11 protein-coding genes and 2 tRNA genes are annotated in these 19,548 nt (G+C 43.6%); all 13 read right to left on the minus strand.

The window, feature by feature from the left end; translation table 11 throughout:
- Nucleotides 1–118 precede the first annotated feature (118 nt).
- The 13 genes from C6G87_RS04640 to C6G87_RS04700 all read right to left on the minus strand — a co-directional run bounded on the left by C6G87_RS04640 (nucleotide 119) and on the right by C6G87_RS04700 (nucleotide 19,471).
- Nucleotides 119–700, minus strand: a complete 582-nt coding sequence (locus C6G87_RS04640; protein ID WP_233709009.1) for a DUF1104 domain-containing protein — start codon at nucleotides 698–700, stop codon at nucleotides 119–121.
- A gap of 125 nt (nucleotides 701–825) precedes the next feature.
- Nucleotides 826–912, minus strand: a tRNA-Leu gene (locus tag C6G87_RS04645).
- Nucleotides 913–931: 19 nt separating this feature from the next.
- Nucleotides 932–1,016: transfer RNA gene (locus C6G87_RS04650), tRNA-Leu, on the minus strand.
- A 26-nt stretch (nucleotides 1,017–1,042) separates the two neighbouring features.
- Entirely contained in the window at nucleotides 1,043–1,354 is a 312-nt protein-coding gene (locus C6G87_RS04655; RefSeq protein ID WP_104752365.1) for a F0F1 ATP synthase subunit C, read from the minus strand.
- Nucleotides 1,355–1,422: 68 nt separating this feature from the next.
- Complete coding sequence (locus C6G87_RS04660) at nucleotides 1,423–3,477, minus strand: polyribonucleotide nucleotidyltransferase (RefSeq protein WP_104752366.1); 2,055 nt, start codon at nucleotides 3,475–3,477, stop codon at nucleotides 1,423–1,425.
- On the minus strand, nucleotides 3,467–4,144 hold the full coding sequence (locus C6G87_RS04665) for a phosphoribosyltransferase (RefSeq protein WP_104752367.1): 678 nt from the start codon (nucleotides 4,142–4,144) through the stop codon (nucleotides 3,467–3,469). Before C6G87_RS04665 ends, C6G87_RS04660 begins: the two co-directional genes overlap by 11 nt.
- On the minus strand, nucleotides 4,141–6,405 hold the full coding sequence (locus C6G87_RS04670; protein ID WP_104752368.1) for an LPS-assembly protein LptD: 2,265 nt from the start codon (nucleotides 6,403–6,405) through the stop codon (nucleotides 4,141–4,143). The genes C6G87_RS04665 and C6G87_RS04670 overlap by 4 nt, the downstream gene beginning before the upstream one ends.
- On the minus strand, nucleotides 6,406–6,855 hold the full coding sequence (locus C6G87_RS04675; RefSeq protein ID WP_104752369.1) for an RDD family protein: 450 nt from the start codon (nucleotides 6,853–6,855) through the stop codon (nucleotides 6,406–6,408).
- A 14-nt stretch (nucleotides 6,856–6,869) separates the two neighbouring features.
- Nucleotides 6,870–8,114 carry a phosphoribosylamine--glycine ligase gene (gene purD, locus C6G87_RS04680; protein ID WP_104752370.1) on the minus strand — a complete coding sequence of 415 codons (1,245 nt, stop codon included), beginning with the start codon at nucleotides 8,112–8,114 and terminating at the stop codon, nucleotides 6,870–6,872.
- Nucleotides 8,115–8,357: 243 nt separating this feature from the next.
- Nucleotides 8,358–9,683, minus strand: coding sequence for an NFACT family protein (locus C6G87_RS04685; protein WP_104752371.1), 1,326 nt, complete (start codon nucleotides 9,681–9,683; stop codon nucleotides 8,358–8,360).
- Nucleotides 9,680–11,167: a DNA repair protein RecN gene (locus C6G87_RS04690; RefSeq protein ID WP_104752372.1), complete on the minus strand. Its 1,488-nt coding sequence runs from the start codon at nucleotides 11,165–11,167 to the stop codon at nucleotides 9,680–9,682. Before C6G87_RS04690 ends, C6G87_RS04685 begins: the two co-directional genes overlap by 4 nt.
- 24 nt (nucleotides 11,168–11,191) lie before the next feature.
- A complete protein-coding gene (locus tag C6G87_RS04695; RefSeq protein ID WP_233709011.1) occupies nucleotides 11,192–11,986 on the minus strand; it encodes an NAD(+)/NADH kinase in 795 nt (264 codons plus the stop codon).
- A gap of 111 nt (nucleotides 11,987–12,097) precedes the next feature.
- Nucleotides 12,098–19,471, minus strand: a complete 7,374-nt coding sequence (locus tag C6G87_RS04700; protein WP_158653098.1) for a vacuolating cytotoxin domain-containing protein — start codon at nucleotides 19,469–19,471, stop codon at nucleotides 12,098–12,100.
- Nucleotides 19,472–19,548 lie beyond the last annotated feature (77 nt).

Genomic DNA, 19,548 nt, shown 5'->3' on the forward strand with positions numbered 1-19,548 from the left:
ATGAGTATGTCTGCAATAACATAGGTGGCTTTAAATGATTAGGAGGAGATAGGTAGAAAACCAAACCTCCCCCGCAGAATTTGAGAAGCGCTAGAAGTTCCCTCCTCCTTTCTAAATACTACTCGTGATGTTCACCTTCTTTTTCTTGTTTCACTTCTTTATGTTCCTCTTTGTGCTCTTCAGACTTGGTAGCTTTTGCTTTATGTTCTTCAGATTTAGCACCCTCTTTGTGTTCATGTTTTACACCGTGATGCCCGTGCTTACCTTCTCCTCCATGCTTGCTGGCGTGCTTTTTAGCATGTCTATGAGGACACAAGAGTTCGCGTTTCTTAGTCTTGCACACTTCCACATCCAGCCCCATATCAACCAACTCTTTATGTTGATGGTCTTTCTTTTTCTCCTCTAAGGCTTCAGCCACCTCTTTGCGTAATGCTGCAAAATCTTTGGCGCTCATTTTAGCCAGATTTGTCCTATAAGCCTTATTTACTTGTGCTTTAAAATTCAACTTGGCTTTGCTGCCCTTAATCTCCTTAAGACGCTTATCAAACTCTACCTGATAGTCTAAAACCTCTTCAGCGCTGTGTAGAGTACCTGCCAATTTTACAAAATCCTTATTGCTCATGCTAGCATAATCTTCCTCTGCGTGAGCCACGCCCAAAGCCAACGCTCCCATTACCACAAGACCTAAAAACCGACGCATAAAAAACCCTTTCTTGACCGAAATTTTACTAAAAACGAGTGGTATTCTATCTAATTTTGAGTAAATTTGAGCTTAACATTTTCAAAATGGTCAAGATTTTAAAATTTTACTAAGAGCTGTAAAGATGGTACCAAAAGTCGGACTCGAACCGACACGAGGTTGCCCTCACCAGATTTTGAGTCTAGCGTGTCTACCAATTCCACCATTTTGGCTTGCGAACCCTGAAGATCATGGTGCACTGGGCGAGAGTTGAACTCGCACGAGTTGCCTCACCACCCCCTCAAGATGGCGTGTCTACCAATTCCACCACCAGTGCAAACCCCCCCCTTTTTTTTCACAAGGTTACGCCAAAAACGGATTACTATAAACCGCAATGATAGCAAAAACCAATGTATAGATAACTTGCGCTTCAATCATCGCCATGGCGATAAACATGGTTGTCAAGAGTTTTCCACCTACTCCCGGGTTACGAGCTGTGCCTGTAATCGCTGCAGCAGCAGCATTACCCATCCCAATAGCCCCCCCGCAAGCAGCTACCCCCAAACCTACGACAGCTCCCACAATCGAATAAGATTTAATCATATCTAATCCGCTCATGTCTGCCCCAAAAGCCAGCCCAACCATCCCCAAAAAGAAAAGCGCAAAAAACCTCATGCGTCACTCCATATCATTAGAATATTGCTACCTGCAAAACTCTATTATGGCATGGTCAAGCTTAATTTTCAAGCCAAAATGACATCTATTTTGCCACTAGAATCATGGATTGCACTGATCTTACATTGCAGGCGTGCGCTCTCCTGCAAGGCGTCTGCTGAAAGTCCATGTTTTTCCAAACAACTCTTATGTAAAAGTGCATCACCTCCTCGTGGCAGGCGCACAAATACCCCAAAATCTGCAATCTTTTTCACCTCTACCTCGAGCACCTCATCTAAGCAATAAGGTTGAACCTGTATGAGCTCTAAGATGTAGTTTTTTGCCTTGATCGCATCTTCAGCCTGGTTGCTAGTAATATGTACCGCACCACTGTGCTTATCTAGATCGATAAGCACGCCAAAACGCTCGATAATCTCTTTAATTGTCCTGCCCCCTGCTCCAATAATAGTTGCGATTTTTTTAGCGGGTACAAAAAAACTTTCCACGGCTGGTAAAGCTCGCACATTGGGCACGATGGTATTTTTAGCGCGTTGCATGGGCTCTAAAATACACTCTCTTGCCCCCTTTGCCTGCTTTAAAATCTTTTCAAAGAGCTCTAAAGAGATCCCCTGTGTCTTGGTGTCCATCTGCATGGCTACCACACCCTGCGCACTACCTGCAATTTTGAAATCCATATCTCCTTGCATGTCCTCTAACGCACTAATGTCGCTCAAGATCGCATGTTCTTCTCCCTCAACAATAAGTCCCATCGCCACACCTGCAATCAAGGCGCGTACTTCTATTCCGCTCGCACACAACGCTAAAGACCCTCCGCACACACTTGCCATAGAACTTGAACCATTAGATTCTAAAATTTCTGAGACAAGGCGGATAGTTTGTTCTTTATTAGGAAGTGAACCTTGCAAAGCGCGTTTAGCTAAATGTCCATGCCCTAATTCACGCCGACTAGGTGCACCTAAAGGGGCGCTTTCTCCTACACTAAAAGGCAAAAAATTATAGTCAAACATGAAGCGTTCTTTTAAGGGAGTTTTGCTATCCAAACTCTCGTGTAATCTAGCATCATTTGCCCCTCCTAAAGTACATACTACTAACGCTTGGGTATGTCCGCGTGTAAAGAGAATAGAGCCATGGCAATGAGGTAGAAGGTTGGTTTCTATTTCTATAGGACGGATATCGGTATAGCCACGCCCATCGGGGCGAATCTTCGTGTGTAGAATTTGTTGGCGAATCATGCGGCGCGTGTAGTGTTCTAACACGCGCTGAATATGTTCTAGGGCATAGAAATGCCCATCCTCTTGCAATGTGTTTAAGATATATTGGGCTAAGTTGAAAAAATCTGCTTGCCTTTCACTTTTGGCCATCTGTGCCATTACTTCTAGCACTTGGACATGGAAACTTTCTTCGATTAGGGTTTCTAATTGTGTATCCTGTGGAACGGGCATATTTAAAACGAGGTTAAAGGGTTTCCTGTAGGGCGTAAGGTCTTTAGCATATTGCATACATGTTTGCCGGATATGTTTGTGTGCGCGCGCTAAAATCTCTAAGAGATCCGCTTCTGCAAGACTCTCTTGAGCGCACATTTCCACCATCAACAAGGCATCTTTCGTGCCGGAGATATAAAGATCTAGACTACTCTTTTGCAATTCTGAGACATTAGGATTAAGGATAATTTCATCGGCAATTTTTGCGATGCGCACTGCGCTAACATTCTCTTCCATACCAATATTAGCAAGATAGAGGGCGTTAGCAGCCGCGTGCAAGGCGCATACCTGTAAATCGCTTTGTTGATCATGGCTGAGTACTAACAAGGTGATTTGCGTGGGATAAGCATAGTGTTTAGGAAATAGGGGGCGCAAGGTGCGATCGATTAGACGTGAAGTCAAGGTTTCAAATTCGCTAAGCTTGCCTTCGCGTTTGTTGAACCCCCCCGGGATACGCCCAATGGCATAAGCGCGTTGGCTAAATTGTACGCTTAGGGGTAAAAAATCTCCCTCTGCAGGACTTTTATCTACCATAACGCTGGCTAAAATGACACAACCCTGATAAGTGTACCAAAGCGCGCTGGTCGCTTGTTTGGCAACATAATCTAGTTTATATTCCTCGTGATTGGTGTTAATAATCATAGATCTCCTTAGTAGTTTTCATAGAGGCTTCAAAAATACGCTCAATTTGTGCCAGATCAAGTTCTGGAGGTTGCTTGTAGTAGTGCGCAATGTTCACAAAGTGTTCAGGGCGGTACACGCTCACAACTCCATCGCAAATGAGACTTAAAGCCTCTTCAACAGCCTTAGGCACGATGGGGGTGAGCACTACAATGCTTCTAGCGTGTTTATCCATACAGGTTTGAATTGCTAAGCCTGCTGTGATTCCTGTCTCAATGCCATAATCTACAATGAAGACATTTTTATGCGCCAAAGATTTGAGTAAATTACCTTTGCGAAATTTATAAATCTTAGAAAGTATCTCTTCTTCATAAACCCGCTTAGCCTCTCCGTACACATAATCTAAGCTAATTTCAAAGGCATGGATTAAGTTCTGGTGCATCATAATATCCATGCTCTCGCTCACTAAAGCGATCTCGCATTCACGATTTAAAGGCGCATAAATAGAGCCACTAAAGAGCAAATCCAAATCTGCATGTAACTTTGTTGCGAGGGCGTGGGCAAATTGCAAGCCTTTAAGGCTAGTGGCTAGCATGATTGCGTTACTGGTATCTAAGTGGCGCACAAGCGCTTCATTAATAAGTTTATATAAAGCATCTTGATGGTTTTCAAAAAAGACTTGACTCATTGCTTCAGTTGGCGGTAAGTGATATTTGCTTTAGTGATAGGTGAGAAATCTAGTTCCAACTTCACATAGTTATTTTCATAAATTTTGAGTGGATCATCAGGATTGCTGGTGAGTACAGGGCGACGGCGGTTGACGAATTTAAGCCCAATCCCAAAACAACGCACTTTTTTAAAAATTCCAATATCCCAGTTTAATACAACATTATTTTTAATGTCATAACCAATAGAACTAGTCAAAGAAAACCATCTAAAGTCATTGCTAAAGCCGGCTTTAAGGTAATTGGAGCTGTTTTCGACAATCTTGTTAATCCCGTTATCATTAAAATTAGATTTGAGGTAGTAGGAAATGTTGGCATTAAGGAACTTATAATTGTAGTTGGCGTTAATAGAGACCTCATCTAGGCTGTTATAGTACCATGAGTAAAACAGTGTGCCATAAATATTTAGTCCCTTGAGAGGCGAGAAACCTAGTTTAGTTTCCATAGGCATGCGCAAAAAAGAGACCTGATCATTAAAATCTAGAGATTGAGAGATACGCCAGTAAAAAAGTTCCTGCCCATTGATTCCGTAGAGATATTGGGTAAGATTCAAGCTAAGTTGTTTGCTAGAGGGGTTACGTTCAATAATGGCAGAGGGATTCCACACCGAATCGTAAATCTGCCCGCGATAATCATAGTCGCTCAAGGTGTTGGAAGTAAAATCGTTACGCGCCTGTGCACTGAGTACATACATTTGGTCATTGAATAAGCCATTGGCAAAGCTATAATAAGTTCCCTGCAGAACGGCTTCCAATTGGATGGTGTGGAGTAATTTATTGTATTCGCGCGCTAAATCGGTGTTGAGGTAGAGAGCGTAGGCACTAGAAAAATAATTTCCATAACTCCTAGAAACTCCTTCAATGCTGGGAATATAACTATTTTTAGTGTTGCCTACGACCACATTGCTAAAATTGACACTATTCCACAGCCCTATAGAGAGATATTTTTTGAAAAGTGAAAATTGTAGCCCTAGCGGAACTTTGATTGTATTCTGTACATAGCCATAACCCACTTGACGCACGATGTCATGGAATTGATAATCTAAGGAATAAAGCAGATGCTTCCACCCTAGTGGAGCTAGGTACTTGTGGTATTGCAAGCTGGGCAAAGATTGGAAGGTGCGATCGTTGTTAATTTTATTCAAGTTAAGGAAGTATTTAAGATTAAAACCATAGTAATGGTTATTGGTTTGAATATAGTAGTTACCCCGCGACATGTGCGTAGCATCGGTGATGCGTTGGTTAACTTTTTCAAAACGCACATAATCAAGATCATTCATGTAGAGGAAATCTAAGTAATAGGCGTTGTCCAAATTGGATTTGAGTCCAAAGTATTTTTGGAATGCCTGACGGCTAGCACTGAGCGTTTCAAATCCAAAGACATTTTGGTTACGCAAGTCGTATTTTTTGGTGTAGTAATCGTAGTTGCGGAAGTAGCGCGTGTTGAAGAGAAATTTATCCTGATGAGAATTGACCATTCTAAATTCAAAATTGAGCCCTAAACCTCTTTTAGAGCGGATTTGAGGGGCTAAGGTGATATCCCATGAATCTTTAGGAGCAATGTAGATGGGTTGCAAATAAATGAAACCTGCTAAGTTAGAAGTGCCAAATTCTGGATACAAGAGTCCGCTGGTACGCTTGGTGCTTGTGGAAGTGAAGGCGTAGGGCAGGTAGAGAATGGGAATATTGCCTAAATAAATCTTAGGATTCCACAAGGAAAGATGGGATTTGTCAGCGTTAAAACGCCCAGAGCTTGCATTGACATGCCAAATAGGGTTTTCAACGCTACAGCCTGAAGCCGTGAGGTTTTTGATGTAATACTTGTTCTGTTTGGCATGTGCAATGTCTGCGCTGATCCACATGCCACTCACGCTATCTTGCACATAAAAAGGAAAGATAAGTTCGTATTTTTGATTTAATTGGACTTTAATATGCTCAGCACGCACTAAGAGTCCTTCTCCGCGATAAATCTTGACATTTCCATCAAGAGTGGCTTCTTTTTTTTGGGTATCATAAGAGATGCGATCGGCTAAAATATAAACATCGTAATTGAGTAGGATTGCATGCCCAGTCGCGGTAACAATATGATTTTTAGCATCCACACGATCGGCTAAAAGCTCAAAGATCTTATGGTTTTTCTTGTCAAATTTCTGCACAGCAACCTGTTGCTTGGCTTGGGCAACCACCAAAAATAGCCATCCTAGAAGGAACAACCACCAGCGCATTCATTTAGTCATGATCACTAAAGTCTTGGCATGGTGATCATGAAAAACACGCTGAAACTTATCCCTAGCAAGGTAGACGAAGGGGCATAAAAGAGCAAGCTCTTTGAGAGCACAGCGCTTAAGGCGTTCGGTCCATATGGGGTTATCTAAACTCTTCAAACTCACCACGCGCAAATGAAACACAATCTTACCAATGCTCACCCCAAAGCCCCCCATAGACAAACATTCATAGAGCACATGCAAGAACGCATAAAGCAATACATAACGCAAAACCATATGGGCTTTGAGCACAAAACCCAAATTCAAAGCATCCAACCAACGTGTGTTAAAATCCCATGCCACAAGCCCCACTAAAAGCATATCCACCCCATAAGCTCCCACTCTACACCACCAAGGCGGTAGGACAAGGCGCTCCTTATAGAAAATTTCCTCTAGTTTATACGACTCCAAACCTACGATCCGTGTCAGCTTCCAATATCTTCTCTAAACTGCATGCCTTCAAATTGCACCTTGCCCACAAGTTCATAAGCATGTTCTCTAGCTTCATTTAAGGATTTGCCCACACCCACACACACCCCAACACGCCCTCCAGAAACCAAAAAGACTCCGTTTTCTTGCGTGATACCCCCCAAATCCAAATGTCCTTTTTTTTCATCGATAGGATCGATATAAACACTCTGCCCTCCGCAGACTTGGTAGGGATAGTCTTTAGAGGCAAGCACCACACCTAAACAATGTTGGGAATGCAATTCTAAGGACAAATCTTGAAGCTTGTCTTCTAAAGTTGCCAAACACAAATCTAGAAGGGGTGTTTTGAGCAAGGGCAGAAGCACTCCGCACTCTGGGTCGCCAAAGCGTACATTATATTCCAACAAGTAAGGTTCTAACACACCTTGTACCTCTACGACCATTACCCCCGCATAAAGCACCCCTATAAAAGGCTTATTCTGCTCCACCATCGCTTTTAAAATAGGTGCGATAATTTTTGTAGCGATTTTATGTTGTAAAGTCTGATTGCATAGATTGGCAGGGGCGAATGCACCCATACCTCCCGTATTAGGTCCATCACCTGAAAGCTGCTTATAAGGTTGTGAGGGGGGCAAAAGAAGGTAATTTTGTTGGTTTGCTAGCGCGCAAATGGAGAGTTCAAAGCCGGGCAAAAACTGCTCTAGCACAACTTTTTGTTGCTGTTTCTCATGAAAAAGGTGTTCTAAAGCTTGGATCCCTTCTTTTTCATTCTGAGCAATAACCACACCTTTGCTTTGACATAAGCCATCAGCTTTGATCACGATTGGGTAATCACTCTGCGCTAATTGTATGCACGCTTGTTCATAGCTAGAAGCGACCCTATAGGGCGCGGTGGGAATATCATATTTTTGGGCTAATTCTTTGGCAAAGCTCTTGGAGCTCTCTAGCAAGCTAGCTTGTTGGCTAGGTCCAAAAACTTTAATATGTGCATCGGTCAGCGCATCGCTCAAGCCTTCCACCAACGGGGCTTCAGGCCCAATCACCACCAAATCCATCTTTTTATCCAGCGCAAAGGCTACTAATTGGGTATGATCGTGATAAGGTACATTTACTCCGATGCTCTGTGTTCCCCCATTCCCGGGGCAAAAATAGATATCACCCACGCGCGTATCTTCTCTAAACTTGCGCCCTAAAGCATATTCTCTAGCCCCACCCCCTACAATCAAAATTTTTTTCTTCATTCAAACCCTATTTAAATTCACCCAAACGAGCGTTACTATGTTGCGTAGTTCAGTAGAGCTACGAAATCGACCAGGAGGGCTCTCTTAGGTGGCAGATTCACGAGCTTTTAAGCTTCCTGAAAACACCAAATCACACAAAAGCCACTACGGCTAGTCTTTCTAAGATGTATAAAAGAACTTACCAAAAGTAGAAACACGCATCGTCCAGGCTAAATTTGGCAAGCCATTGTACTTTAATTTAGCTTAGAGCGTAATAGTGGTTGTGCTAAAGTTGGTGTAGAAGACTTGCGCGATAGTTTGAGGGGCGAAGCGCACATATTTTTTTTGGGTATGGTCGATACGCACCCTTAACGCTTGTTTGCTTGGGTTTGGGTATGTGAGTTTAGCTAAGAGAGTGCAGGCTTTATACAATAAGCTTTGTGAGGGGGTATGTGGGTGAGAAAAAATTACCATATGCGCCCCGGGCTGGTCCTGAACATGTGCCCAAATATCGCGCGCACGCGCCATTTTAAGAATTTCCCGGTTTTCCTTTTGGTTACGCCCGATTAACACCCGTACCCCCTCAATTTCAAAACTCTCTAGGTGTGCATCTTGGACGCTGTGGCGTATACTTTTAGTGCGCAAAGGTCTTAGATCTTCTAAACGCGCACTCTCTAAAAATGTTAGCTTAGCCTGCAAAAAGGTGATCTTGGAGAGGATATTTTCCACTTGTAACGCAATGTGGTTAGCCCGTTGCACACTCTTTTTTGCCATCTTAAAAAGTTTATCTGCCGCGTCGCTCAAGGTGCGCGCATGAGGAGGTAAGAGAATATGCTGATCCTCCAAATACAATTCTTTAGCATAAACTAGCCTAGGGTCTAAATGGTGCAAGTGTGCCAAGATTAAGCTAGCGTGTTTGCGTTGTTGTGTGGAGTCCTCTAAGAGTTGTGTCGCGCTGGGCAAATCTCTTAGACGCATGCGCAACATCTGCTCTTTTTTAACCCAAATGCGCCTTAAATGTATCTTTTGTTGCTCCAAAGCTTGCGCGCTGACGCGTGTGTGTAAGGTATTGAGTGCGTCTAAAAGATCCTGTTCTGGCATGGGCTCTAGGGGGGGGCGTGCAAAGGGGAGTTTGCGCAGAGGGATTAAAGCTTGGGTTTTGATCACAGGGCGGTAACTCTGTTGTGCGCTGATAAAGTGCAAAGCTTCTAATACGCATCCTTGCGCATCTAATAAAATGGCGTTGCTATGCCTGCCCGTAAACTCTAGTTGCAAAAACGCATGGGTTTTTTTATAGCTGCATGCACATTCTAGAGCGATCTTTAAGATTCGATCATCATTCTCCAAAGTAGCGTCCAAAATCTTAGCATTTGAGGCATATTTTTCTAGCGCAAGATTAAGTGGGGTTTTAGGATAGTTGGCATGAGGTGATGCCTCTATATAGAGGTAACTTTGCGCCCTATGCATGCATGCCTTAAAGCAGTAGCGAGGTGTATCCAGCACAAATACATGCTGATGGGCACGGATAGTGATTTTTGTCTGCCGTTTTAAGAGTAGTGCCACATGGTGTAAAAGTGCGTAACTAATCATGGGAGTTTAAGTTTCATTTTAGCATAAGCGAGAGCCTCTTCCCCCAAGTTGGCATCTACCATGCGTGCAATTTCTAGCACTTGCTCATGCTTGTTGAGTAATTTAATCTGAGCTTGCTGGGCGGTTTGATAAACTAAGAAATGACGATCGGCTAGACTGGGAAGATGGGGAGCGTGTGAAATGGCAATGACTTGGTGGTGTATGCTTAATTCTTTGAGGATTTGCGCCACGCTTGCGCTCTCCTGTCCGCTCAAGTTGGCATCTAACTCGTCAATCAAGAGGGTCTGAGCAGGGAGACTAGGGTGTTGGCGTTGGGTTTGCAGGGCTAGTAGAGCTAAGCGTAGTCGGTTACACTCACCTGCACTCCAATGCGCACTTTTACCCAAGAGCAAGCGTACATTCTCTAACCCATGCGCGCATAAAGGTATTGCCTCTAAAGATAGATGGGGGGTTTTGAGCAAGAGGGGAGCGGTATAATTCTCTAGCATGGTTTGCATGATGCTTAGATGAGCTTGGCGCTCCTGTTTGAGCTGTAAGCCTAAACGCACGCATGCACGCTCGCATTCTTGCAAGCGCTCTTGCGCATTTCTTAAGTGTTTGTCATGCGCACAATAACGCTGGTAGTCTTGTGATAAAGCGTCTCTTTTGGCGCGTGCCTGTGCCTCGCCCCCATATTTGCGTACGATATGTCCCAATTGACTTATTTCATCAAGCAACTTTTCCATGTCGACATGTTCAAGTTCTTCAAGGGTGAACATTTGATTCAGTAAGAGATTTCTAGCCTCTTCTAAGTGATCTTTGAGCGCTTCCCTAAACTCAAGAGAAGCATCCGTACACAAAAGAGCTTTATGAATGTGTTCGCTCCATTCCAAAGCATTTAAGCCCTCTTTAATGGAAATGCTATGTTTTTCTCTACTCTGGTATTGGCTTTTCAAAGCTTCCAAGCGTGCATACGCTCCCTCTTCTAAATCTACACTTTGCAATTTAGCCAGTTCAAAACGCGTCATTTCCTTGAGCATGTCTAGTCCAGAGGTTTCTTCTTGCAACTTTTCCAAGTGCGCACGGGCGTGGGCGTAGCAGCTATAACTTTCCTGAAAATCCTGACACAATTGAGGGTCTAAAAAGCCATCCAAAATATCTAACAAGAGACGAGAATCAAAAGTATGGATGTGACTGGAGATATGCCATAAATGAGGCATGAAGTAAACTTGTAATTTTTTTTTGCTCAAGGGTGCGCCATCATGTGTGCAACGCGCCTTTTTGTCCTTTTCAATACGAATGACATGAGGGGTGTTATGAAGTTGGTAGCGCATTTCTAAAAACTTAGCGCGCAACGGCGCTAGCCCCACACTGGCTAAAATGCACCCCAGTAGCACGCTCTTCCCACTTCCACTAGCCCCGCTGATGACATTTAAGTGTGGACTCAAACACAAAGAAACTTCTTCAAAGACGACACCATGTTTAATGATCACTTGCTCTATCATGGGTTTATGCTACTAAAACCAAGTTTAAACATACCCGCCCCCCCAAGAGAACTTTTCGCGCAACACTTGAAAATAATCCCGCTCTAGGGGTTGGAGCAAAGTTGCCTGTTCGATAGCTTGTTGCAAATGTAGCTCTTGGTTAGGACGCATCAAGTGATGACTTTGCCCATCGACAACAACCATGCAAGATTTTTGGGTTTTAATGCTTAGTTGGGCATGTGCGCCCAAGATCAGCGGGCGCTGTGTGAGCGAATGAGGAGCAATAGGGGTTAGTAAGATGTTTTGACACAAGGGGTGTACCACACTTCCACCTACACTAATGTTGTAAGCACTTGAACCCAAAGGTGTGGCAACAATCAAGCCGTCTACCTGATACACATTAGCCAAAGTACCCTCTACAAAAAGCTGTAATTCCAAGATTCCATAAACATCTTTTCTAGTTACCACAATATCATTGGCGCACACAAAGCGGGTATGCTCTTGATCTTGTAGCCATGCTTCTAGCATAAGATGTTTTTCTATGCGGTAAAAGCCATTTTTGAGCGCGCGCAAAAAATCCAATGCGCCTGCTAAATTGGTCGCGGTTAAAAAACCCAAATTGCCCACATGCACCCCAAAGCACGCCGCTCCACTGCGCAATGCCCCCAAGAGCGTGCCATCACCCCCAAGACAGAGTAAAACCCCTCCGGGCTGGGGTGAAAAATCATAAAGCATCCCTGCTTCTTGCAATGCTTGCTCTAGAGCATGTAAAGAATCCGGAGGCGTTAAAGGCTTGAGGATCACATGGACATGTTCAATAGGGGGGTTTGGGGACATCATCACAAAACTAACTAACTTTCAAAACCCTTAAGTGAAAGCCCCAAGAGGCGAACCCCTCAGGGCTAAAAGGAGGGGGAATTCCATTATAGCGCATGAAATCTAAATTATAACTTAAAAGGCATAACGCATGCCCACATTGCCAGTAATATTGATGTCTTGGTAATCTAGTCCAAAGCGCGCACCAATACCCGCGTTGATGTAGAGCGCTTTCCATAAGCGTATCTCTCCGCCCGTAGTTAGAGCCATAAAAGTGTTGTAAAGTCCGCCATTGCGGTAACTCAAAGTATTGTCGCCGATAAAACGCACCAATTTATCCCCCATAGAATGCACAAAGAGGTCGCGCCCAATATCGGCAATGACAAAATAATAAGAATTTTTGCCAAAATAATGGCGACTCTCTAGAGCAAGATTGAGAGTTACAACAGATTTTTTATTAGGATCGGCATTGGCTCTAAAGCGGTTATAGGTAGGGTTGTCCATCGTACCTTGCAAACCAGAAAGTCCAATGTAATAGTAACGCAAGGCAATCTGAGGTTTGAGGACGACGCTTTTGTTTTTAAAGAAGAAGTCATAGCCGTAGTTCGCCCCTATATTGGTGGTCCAGGTGTTGTAATCATACTGCTGGTTGATGATGGAGAGGAGTGGGTCGGTAGCACTGATATAGGTCTTGTTGTAGCCCCATGTCTCGCTCGCACTCAAAGTGATCTCGCTTCGTTTGACGAAAGCGCGGCTATAAAGTCCAATATTGATATTATTGCTATTGGAATTAGCAATATTACCGTGGAAACCGCTATAGCCATAGGCAGCGTATCCCCCCACAATCACACCTTTAACAAAACGATCGTAACCGACATTAATTCCATAGAGTGTGCCCGTGCCTCCTGCTACAAAGCTAGCCCCCCCTACGCCCTGCATCCAAAGATTATTTTTGAGTGTATCTCTTTGAGAGTACTTTAAGATCACATCCATCGCATTGGGCACAGCGCTAGCAAATTTCTTACCCTTAAGACTTTCTAGCATGTCTGCAAAAGTGGGAGTATTGGGGGTAAAATTAGAAAGTTTAGCCAAACGACTCATTTGCTGGGTATAAACATTAATTTGTAAAATGTCTGCAGAATTGCTTTTAAGTGTGGGGCTAGCGATAAGATCAATGCTATTAGAAATATCCTTAGCGATTTTTACGAGATCTGCCACCGAGTGATCTTCAAGATAATAGGGGGCAAACAAGGGGGTGTTTTTGGTGTCTATAAGCAAGGCTTTAAGCCATTGCATAACCCTAGCTCCCCCCGCATTGTAAATTGCATCAACGCTCTGCTGCCCTTGAATTTGGGCGATATACTGCTGGATTGTGGGCACATTGACGGAGAGAGGGTCTGTGATACCCACCTGCATTTTATTATAAGCGATGGAGGTCGTGATGGTCTGATTTTGTGCATCCGTGTAACTCACGCTTAACCCATCATCGCTAATGGTAACGGGTTTGCCATTGTAAGTTAAACCCGTGCCTTGTGCATTGAGTTTCATACTCTTCCCATCAATGTCTAGATAGGTGTAGAGGGTAAGGTAATCTTGCCAACTATTAGGATTAAAGGCTTGCCCTACAAGAGAATAGCGTATCCATTTACCCGCATTGATGAGCGTATAAACCCCGTTTGTAGACAAGCTGATTTGAGAGGACTGTGTTTGAGGAGTAGGGGTGGATGCAGTGGTCATTGTTGTTGCAGGCGTTGGTGTGGTTGGTTTCGAGTTGGGTGTAGAACTTGATGTGGATGCACTGGTGCTAGCAGGAGCTGTAGTGTGAAGAGTGAAAGAGGTTGCGCTAGTGGGCATGAGAGTGGCTATTCCAGAAACATTAATAAAGGACACACTCATATTCTTGGCATCGCTGTTAAAGGTTAGAGCGCTAGCCGCGCTAGAAAAATTCCCTCCAACTTGGATGCTCTGAGGACCTGTTGTAAGCGTTGATCCGAAGTAAAGGGTAAAGTTTTGCGCAATATTAGCCACTTGACTAGAGGTGTTGTTAAAGGCTGTGGCAATCCCTAGATTATTCGCGCTTAAAGTGCTTTGTGCGCCTAAATTCAGAGTGCCAATCGTGGTGTTATTAGTTACCCTTGAAAGATTGACACTCCCTCCTGCGCTGGCATCTATCGTGCCTAAAAAGCTAAAATTTTGTGCACTCACTCCTAAACTTTCATAGGAATTTGTCAAGGTGATTGTGCCTTTTTGTACGCTGATATTATTAAACTGCGCGTTAATGTCTAAACCATTGCTTGCGTTAAGTGCGCTTATATCGATATTGGAAGTCTTATTGGAGAAGAAGTTAAGCGTACCTTGAGAATTAGTAAAGTTAATAGTGTTGGTACCATAAAAGATAATTTGGTTGCCCGCCACAAAATCCAAAGATCCGCCTGTAGCGTTGTTAAATGTGCTATTGCTCACCAAAACATCATGATTTGCTAGGAAGTTAAAGTAACCCTTCTGCCAAAAGGCACTCAAGCCTTTAGGGGCTAGCAAAGAGCCCATGCCCACCTTTTTAAGCGCATCTTGCAAGGATTGGGGGAGCACGCTTCCTAGTCCATTTGCCCAAATTCCCTCTAAACCCTTGCCTTGCATCAGAGCGTCGATGACTTTTGCTACATCTTGTTGTTGTTGTAAATCCTGAAGGGTTTTTGTAGCGCCCGCGCCAAAGATTTGATCAATGATTTTAGTTCCCACATTTCCTAAGGTATTGGTGAGGGCTTGTGAGGGATGGATAGCATCTTGAACGGCAACTTGAATCAGTTCACTTAAGATCTGAGGACCTAGCCATGAGAGGGTTTTGTTAATAAGATCAGCGTTGGTCATCAATCCCTCAAAAATCTTACCAAAGGTGTTATTTTCTAGAAAGTTTTTGAGCGCAACTTCTCCTTGTGGGGTGTTAGGAAAATTAAGCATCTGCTTGACGTCCATATGCGACATGGGCGAAAGCGCGTTGATAAGATTGAGTAGAGTACGCGGACCAAAAATCCCATTTGCAAGGTCCTGGACAATTTTAGCCCCTCCTAAGGGTAATTGCTTGTTAATTTCATTATAAATCGCCTGTCGCTGCTGCTCGCTTAGACTATAAATTAACCCCCCATTTCCCAACACAGAACTCACGGTTTTCGTGCTCAAAATATTTTTAATCACGGTTTCCATGCCGGGCAATTGCAAGAGCGCACCCATATCCTGTGCGGTTAGAAAATCGCTCAATTTAAGATTTTTAAGTTTATCGCCCAAATCCTTGATCAAGGGTGCAGGTAAAGAATCCTTAATGCCATTGGGGATCAAATTAGGAACAATGTTAGCCCCGGAAGCCTGTTGGTAGATGTACTGCCCCAACATTTGAGCCAAACCCTGTTGCCCTAAGAGTTTTTCAAGTCCACCCTGCCCCAAGAGAGTAAAGATTTGATCGGTACCTTCTGCGCTGATAGTAGCCCCGTTGAGGGTTAAATCAGTCGCGCTATTAAAGGTAACATTCGCACTCCCCCCCATACCCCACGCGTTACCACTTCCCACGGTTCCAGTGATATAAATGTCTTTGGCATTAAATTGGGCTTGGATGTAACCCATAGCTGTGGAAGTAGAGTCAAGCAACTGCCCTAAATTCGTGCTTCTTAGAGCTTGACAGCCCGCATCGGTGGGGGCACAAGCGCTTGTGTAACCATTTCCACCAAACCACACGGTACTTGTGCTCCCGGTTTGCCCGGCTTGGGGCGCACCCACGACAAGCGTGCCATTTTTGAAGGTTTGGTTGATTTGGCTACTGAGTCCATTGATAAAATTTAAAAGCTGAGTCTGCTGTTCATTAGTGAGACTGATTCCAGAATTCTCTAGGGCTTGGATGGCTTTAGCCGGATCGCTTAAGTCGTTTAAGACACCAGATTTTAATAAATTTTCCAACTTGGGCAAGAGACTAGAAGCAATGCCATAAAGATCGCCAATCGTATTCTTGCCAAGAATACTATTAGAGATATAAAGCCCCTTGAGGGGTTGGTTGTTGGCGTCATAAGTTCCTGGAACAATAGGTGTTGCGCTCTGCCCTTTTTCTGATTTGGGGGTGAAAACCCCCTTCAGATTACCATCTAGAAAAAAAGTCCCCGTACGATCATCGCTATAATCGTATTGGTAGCCCTGTGTGTTTTGCTTGGATTGTTTGTAGAAATAAAGTTCTGGAGCGATGTTGTAATAGGAAGTAGCAACAGGGTTTGCGTTTTCAGAAATTTGAATCGTTAGTTTGCCATTTTCGATTTTTTCGGTGATGGTTTGCGCGCCATTGAGTGGGTTAACAAAACTCCAGCTTTGGGTTTTTTGGTTAGCAGAATCTGTATAGGTTGCGTCGGTAATTTTAATGCCATAGAAATCAATTTTCTTATAACCCTCTGATCCAGTAATGCCTTGAATTGCCTTAGCATTCACAATATCGTAAGTGATGGGTTTATTGCCCTGAAGAAGTGCTGAAAGATCGATATTAGCGATATTGAGCGTGCCTTTTAGATCAAAGATACCGCTGTCCTTGCCATCTTGGCTATTTCCCACCTGAATCAACGGTTGCTTATTGTTTGAGCTTAAAAGTCCCTTAAAATTTAAAGTCCCATCCAAATTGAAGGCATTATTGAAAGTGAATTGGCTATTGCCTTGAAAACTAACATTGATAATGCCCGTGCTAGTGCCTGTAGTGGCTTTGATGGTGCTATTTTGTAGTAAAAAATTCCCCCCATTCAAGTTCAGAGTGCCTGCTTCTAGAGTACTACTACCCATGTTAATGCTTGCTTGGTTAGTAAAACTTGTCTCTTTACTTGTTATAGTCGCATTTTGTAGATTCAAAGAGGACCCGCCTCCAAAATTCACTTTTTCAAATTGCACCTGAGGAGTTGTATTATTGCTTACATTGCTATTGTTAAGTACGCTCAAGTGCGCCTGACCCTCAAAATTTGTTAGACCATTTTGAAAGGTAGCGCTGCTTTGACTACCAAGACTTAAACTTGCATTGCTACTAAAAGTCGTGTTACCGCTAAAAGTCGCTTTAGAGCTATTGATAAGATCTAAGTAGGCGTTGCCACTCAAGTTTGCCCCTTGAGCAAAGGTGGCATTACTAGAATGATCTAAATTTAAAGCGGTCGTGCCACTCAATACACTAGCCTTGTTGAAACTCACTTGACTCGCGTTGTTGAGAAACATAGTCGTGCTATTTAAAGTAGTATTTGTGTTAAAAGTGGCGTTGCTGTTCTTGCTCAGGTTGATTGTGCTGTTATTAATGGCGGTATTCCCATTGCTACTATTACTCTCGAAAGTAAGACCAGCGCTGTTTCCCAAGAAAAAGGAAGTGCTATCAAGGGTTGCCTTTGGTGTGTTGATTGTAACCGTAGTACCACTCCCTTGTAAGTTGCTTTGATTAAAACTAACCGCTGTGCTCCCACTGAAAGAAAACTTGCCCGATGAATCATCTTCTAAAGAAGAATTATTGATACTGATACTTTGGGCATTAAAAAGAGCATTAGAGTGCTGTTGGATTGCCGTGTTGAAGGGCGGTAAAGCCGTAATGTAATTGTGATAAGTCAAGCCGTCCGCGATAAGATTATTTTTAGCTGTAAAACTCATCTGTGCTCCCCCCCCTGTAAGGGCGCTCGTACCCACATTGATCGTATTGGTCAAATAAATATTGTAGGCATTGAACCAATCCTTAATATAACCTACATTGCCTACTGCGCCAAACTGCACCACTCCCCCTGTAGCTACAGCCTGCCTATCATTGCCAATCACCAAAGTCCCCTGACCTTCTACATTATAGGTTCCTCCATTACCTAAAGAGCTGTAGGCGTTTAAAAAATGGTTGCTGACGCTATTAGGGTCAATGTAGGCGATCCCATCACCCACATTGTACGAGTAAGTTTTAAATGGAGTAGAGGGAGCTAGAGCGCAAAGTGCAGAACTCATACAATAGACATCATGCCAAATGTTCTGATATCCTGTGAGCATTTGAAAAGTCAATTTTCCACCACTCAAAACCCCTTTCATGCGATAATCCAATCCACCTATATTAAAATTGGCGATGCTTGTGTTAGCACCATCAGGGCTAATAGAGGTGGCCTGTGCACCATGGAATGTTAAAAATTTCCAAAAATCTTGGTCATTGAGGGTTTGGTTATCGGATTTAATAGTGCTCTTATCATTAAAGAGGATATAGTTCTGCCCAATTTTCAAGGACTGGGCAATATTGATAATGGCCCCGGGAGATAAATTAATAGTGCCTTGTAAGGTAGAAAAAGGAGAGATGCCAGGAGCGTCGGTATTGATATTAGTCGTGCCACTGAAAGTGGTGTTCGTTGAGCTGCCGTTCTGCCCTTCGAATTTGTAATAGGTGGATCCATTCCATGTGGTGTTATCAAAAGTTAAACTATTGGCTTTGAAGACATTTTGCGCCTGTCCTGTGGTGTCAAACGTGGTATTGCTAAAGCTAGCGGTTTGGGCATTTATGTTAATTTGCTGACTATTGCTAAACTTTGTGTTATTGAGGCTAAGATTACCGGCTGTGGAACTCAGTTTAACGCTGTTTTGATCCCCACTAAAGATAGCATTGTTGATTGTAGCCCCATTACTTCCGCTTATCTCCACAGAGCCGTAGGCGTTATTTACACTCATGTTATCAGCCTGCAAACTCGCTGAGGCGATTACAGAGATGTTGGAATGATACCCAGTAAAACCGCTATGGCTTAGGGTGATATCTTTAGCACTAAGATTAAAAGTTCCCCAAGTGTTGTCGGCGAAGTTGCTATTTTTGATATCCATAGTGTTGGTAGCTTTAAAAGTAGCGCTAGACCTTGGACCGCTTCCTAGCGATCCTCCACCAGCAATTGTCTCTGTATTGTCGTAGGTGAGCCCATCCATTGTAAGATTATTGCTTGCATTAAAGCTCATCACTCCTTTACCAGAACCGCTAGGCGTTCCTGTTTTGAAGGTATTGGTGAGATAAATATTTGGCGCATTGAAAGTCCCCCAAATAGGTCCTATGCTCCCATGAGGAATCCAAATAGTCCCGCCTGTGGCTGGGGCTATTGCCTTATTCCCAATCACTAGGGTTGTTTGGTTATTTCCAGTAACATTAACATCAAAAGAGCGCCCCCACGCCTGCGAAGTGTAAGTGCCGATCGTACTATTACCCGGATCAATGTAAGCCACCCCTCCACTTCCAAGATTATAAGTCTTATTTTCAAGCCAGTAGACCCCCCCCCAAACATTCGTCTCTTGCCCTCTCAGCACTCCCCCGGTCGCCAGTACACCCAAAAGCAACACACTTCTTGATAAAGGCAACTTAGGCGCTTTTAGAGAGGGCTTTAAAGGACGCTTAACACTTTCACGCGCGACCTTACGCAGGCGCAGGACACAAAAGCGGACTCTCTTGTTCTTGGCTTTGGCACGGCGCGCTACAACACCCAACAAGAGAGAAAGAGGAAGTGTTCTTTTCATAAACCCTATCAACCTTTTAAAATTCCACGCGCTAATATAGCGCAAAAATGACAACAACCCTAGATCGGAAGTTGCAG

The sequence above is a fragment of the Helicobacter baculiformis genome (assembly GCF_900197685.1).
Classification (GTDB): Bacteria; Campylobacterota; Campylobacteria; order Campylobacterales; family Helicobacteraceae; genus Helicobacter; species Helicobacter baculiformis.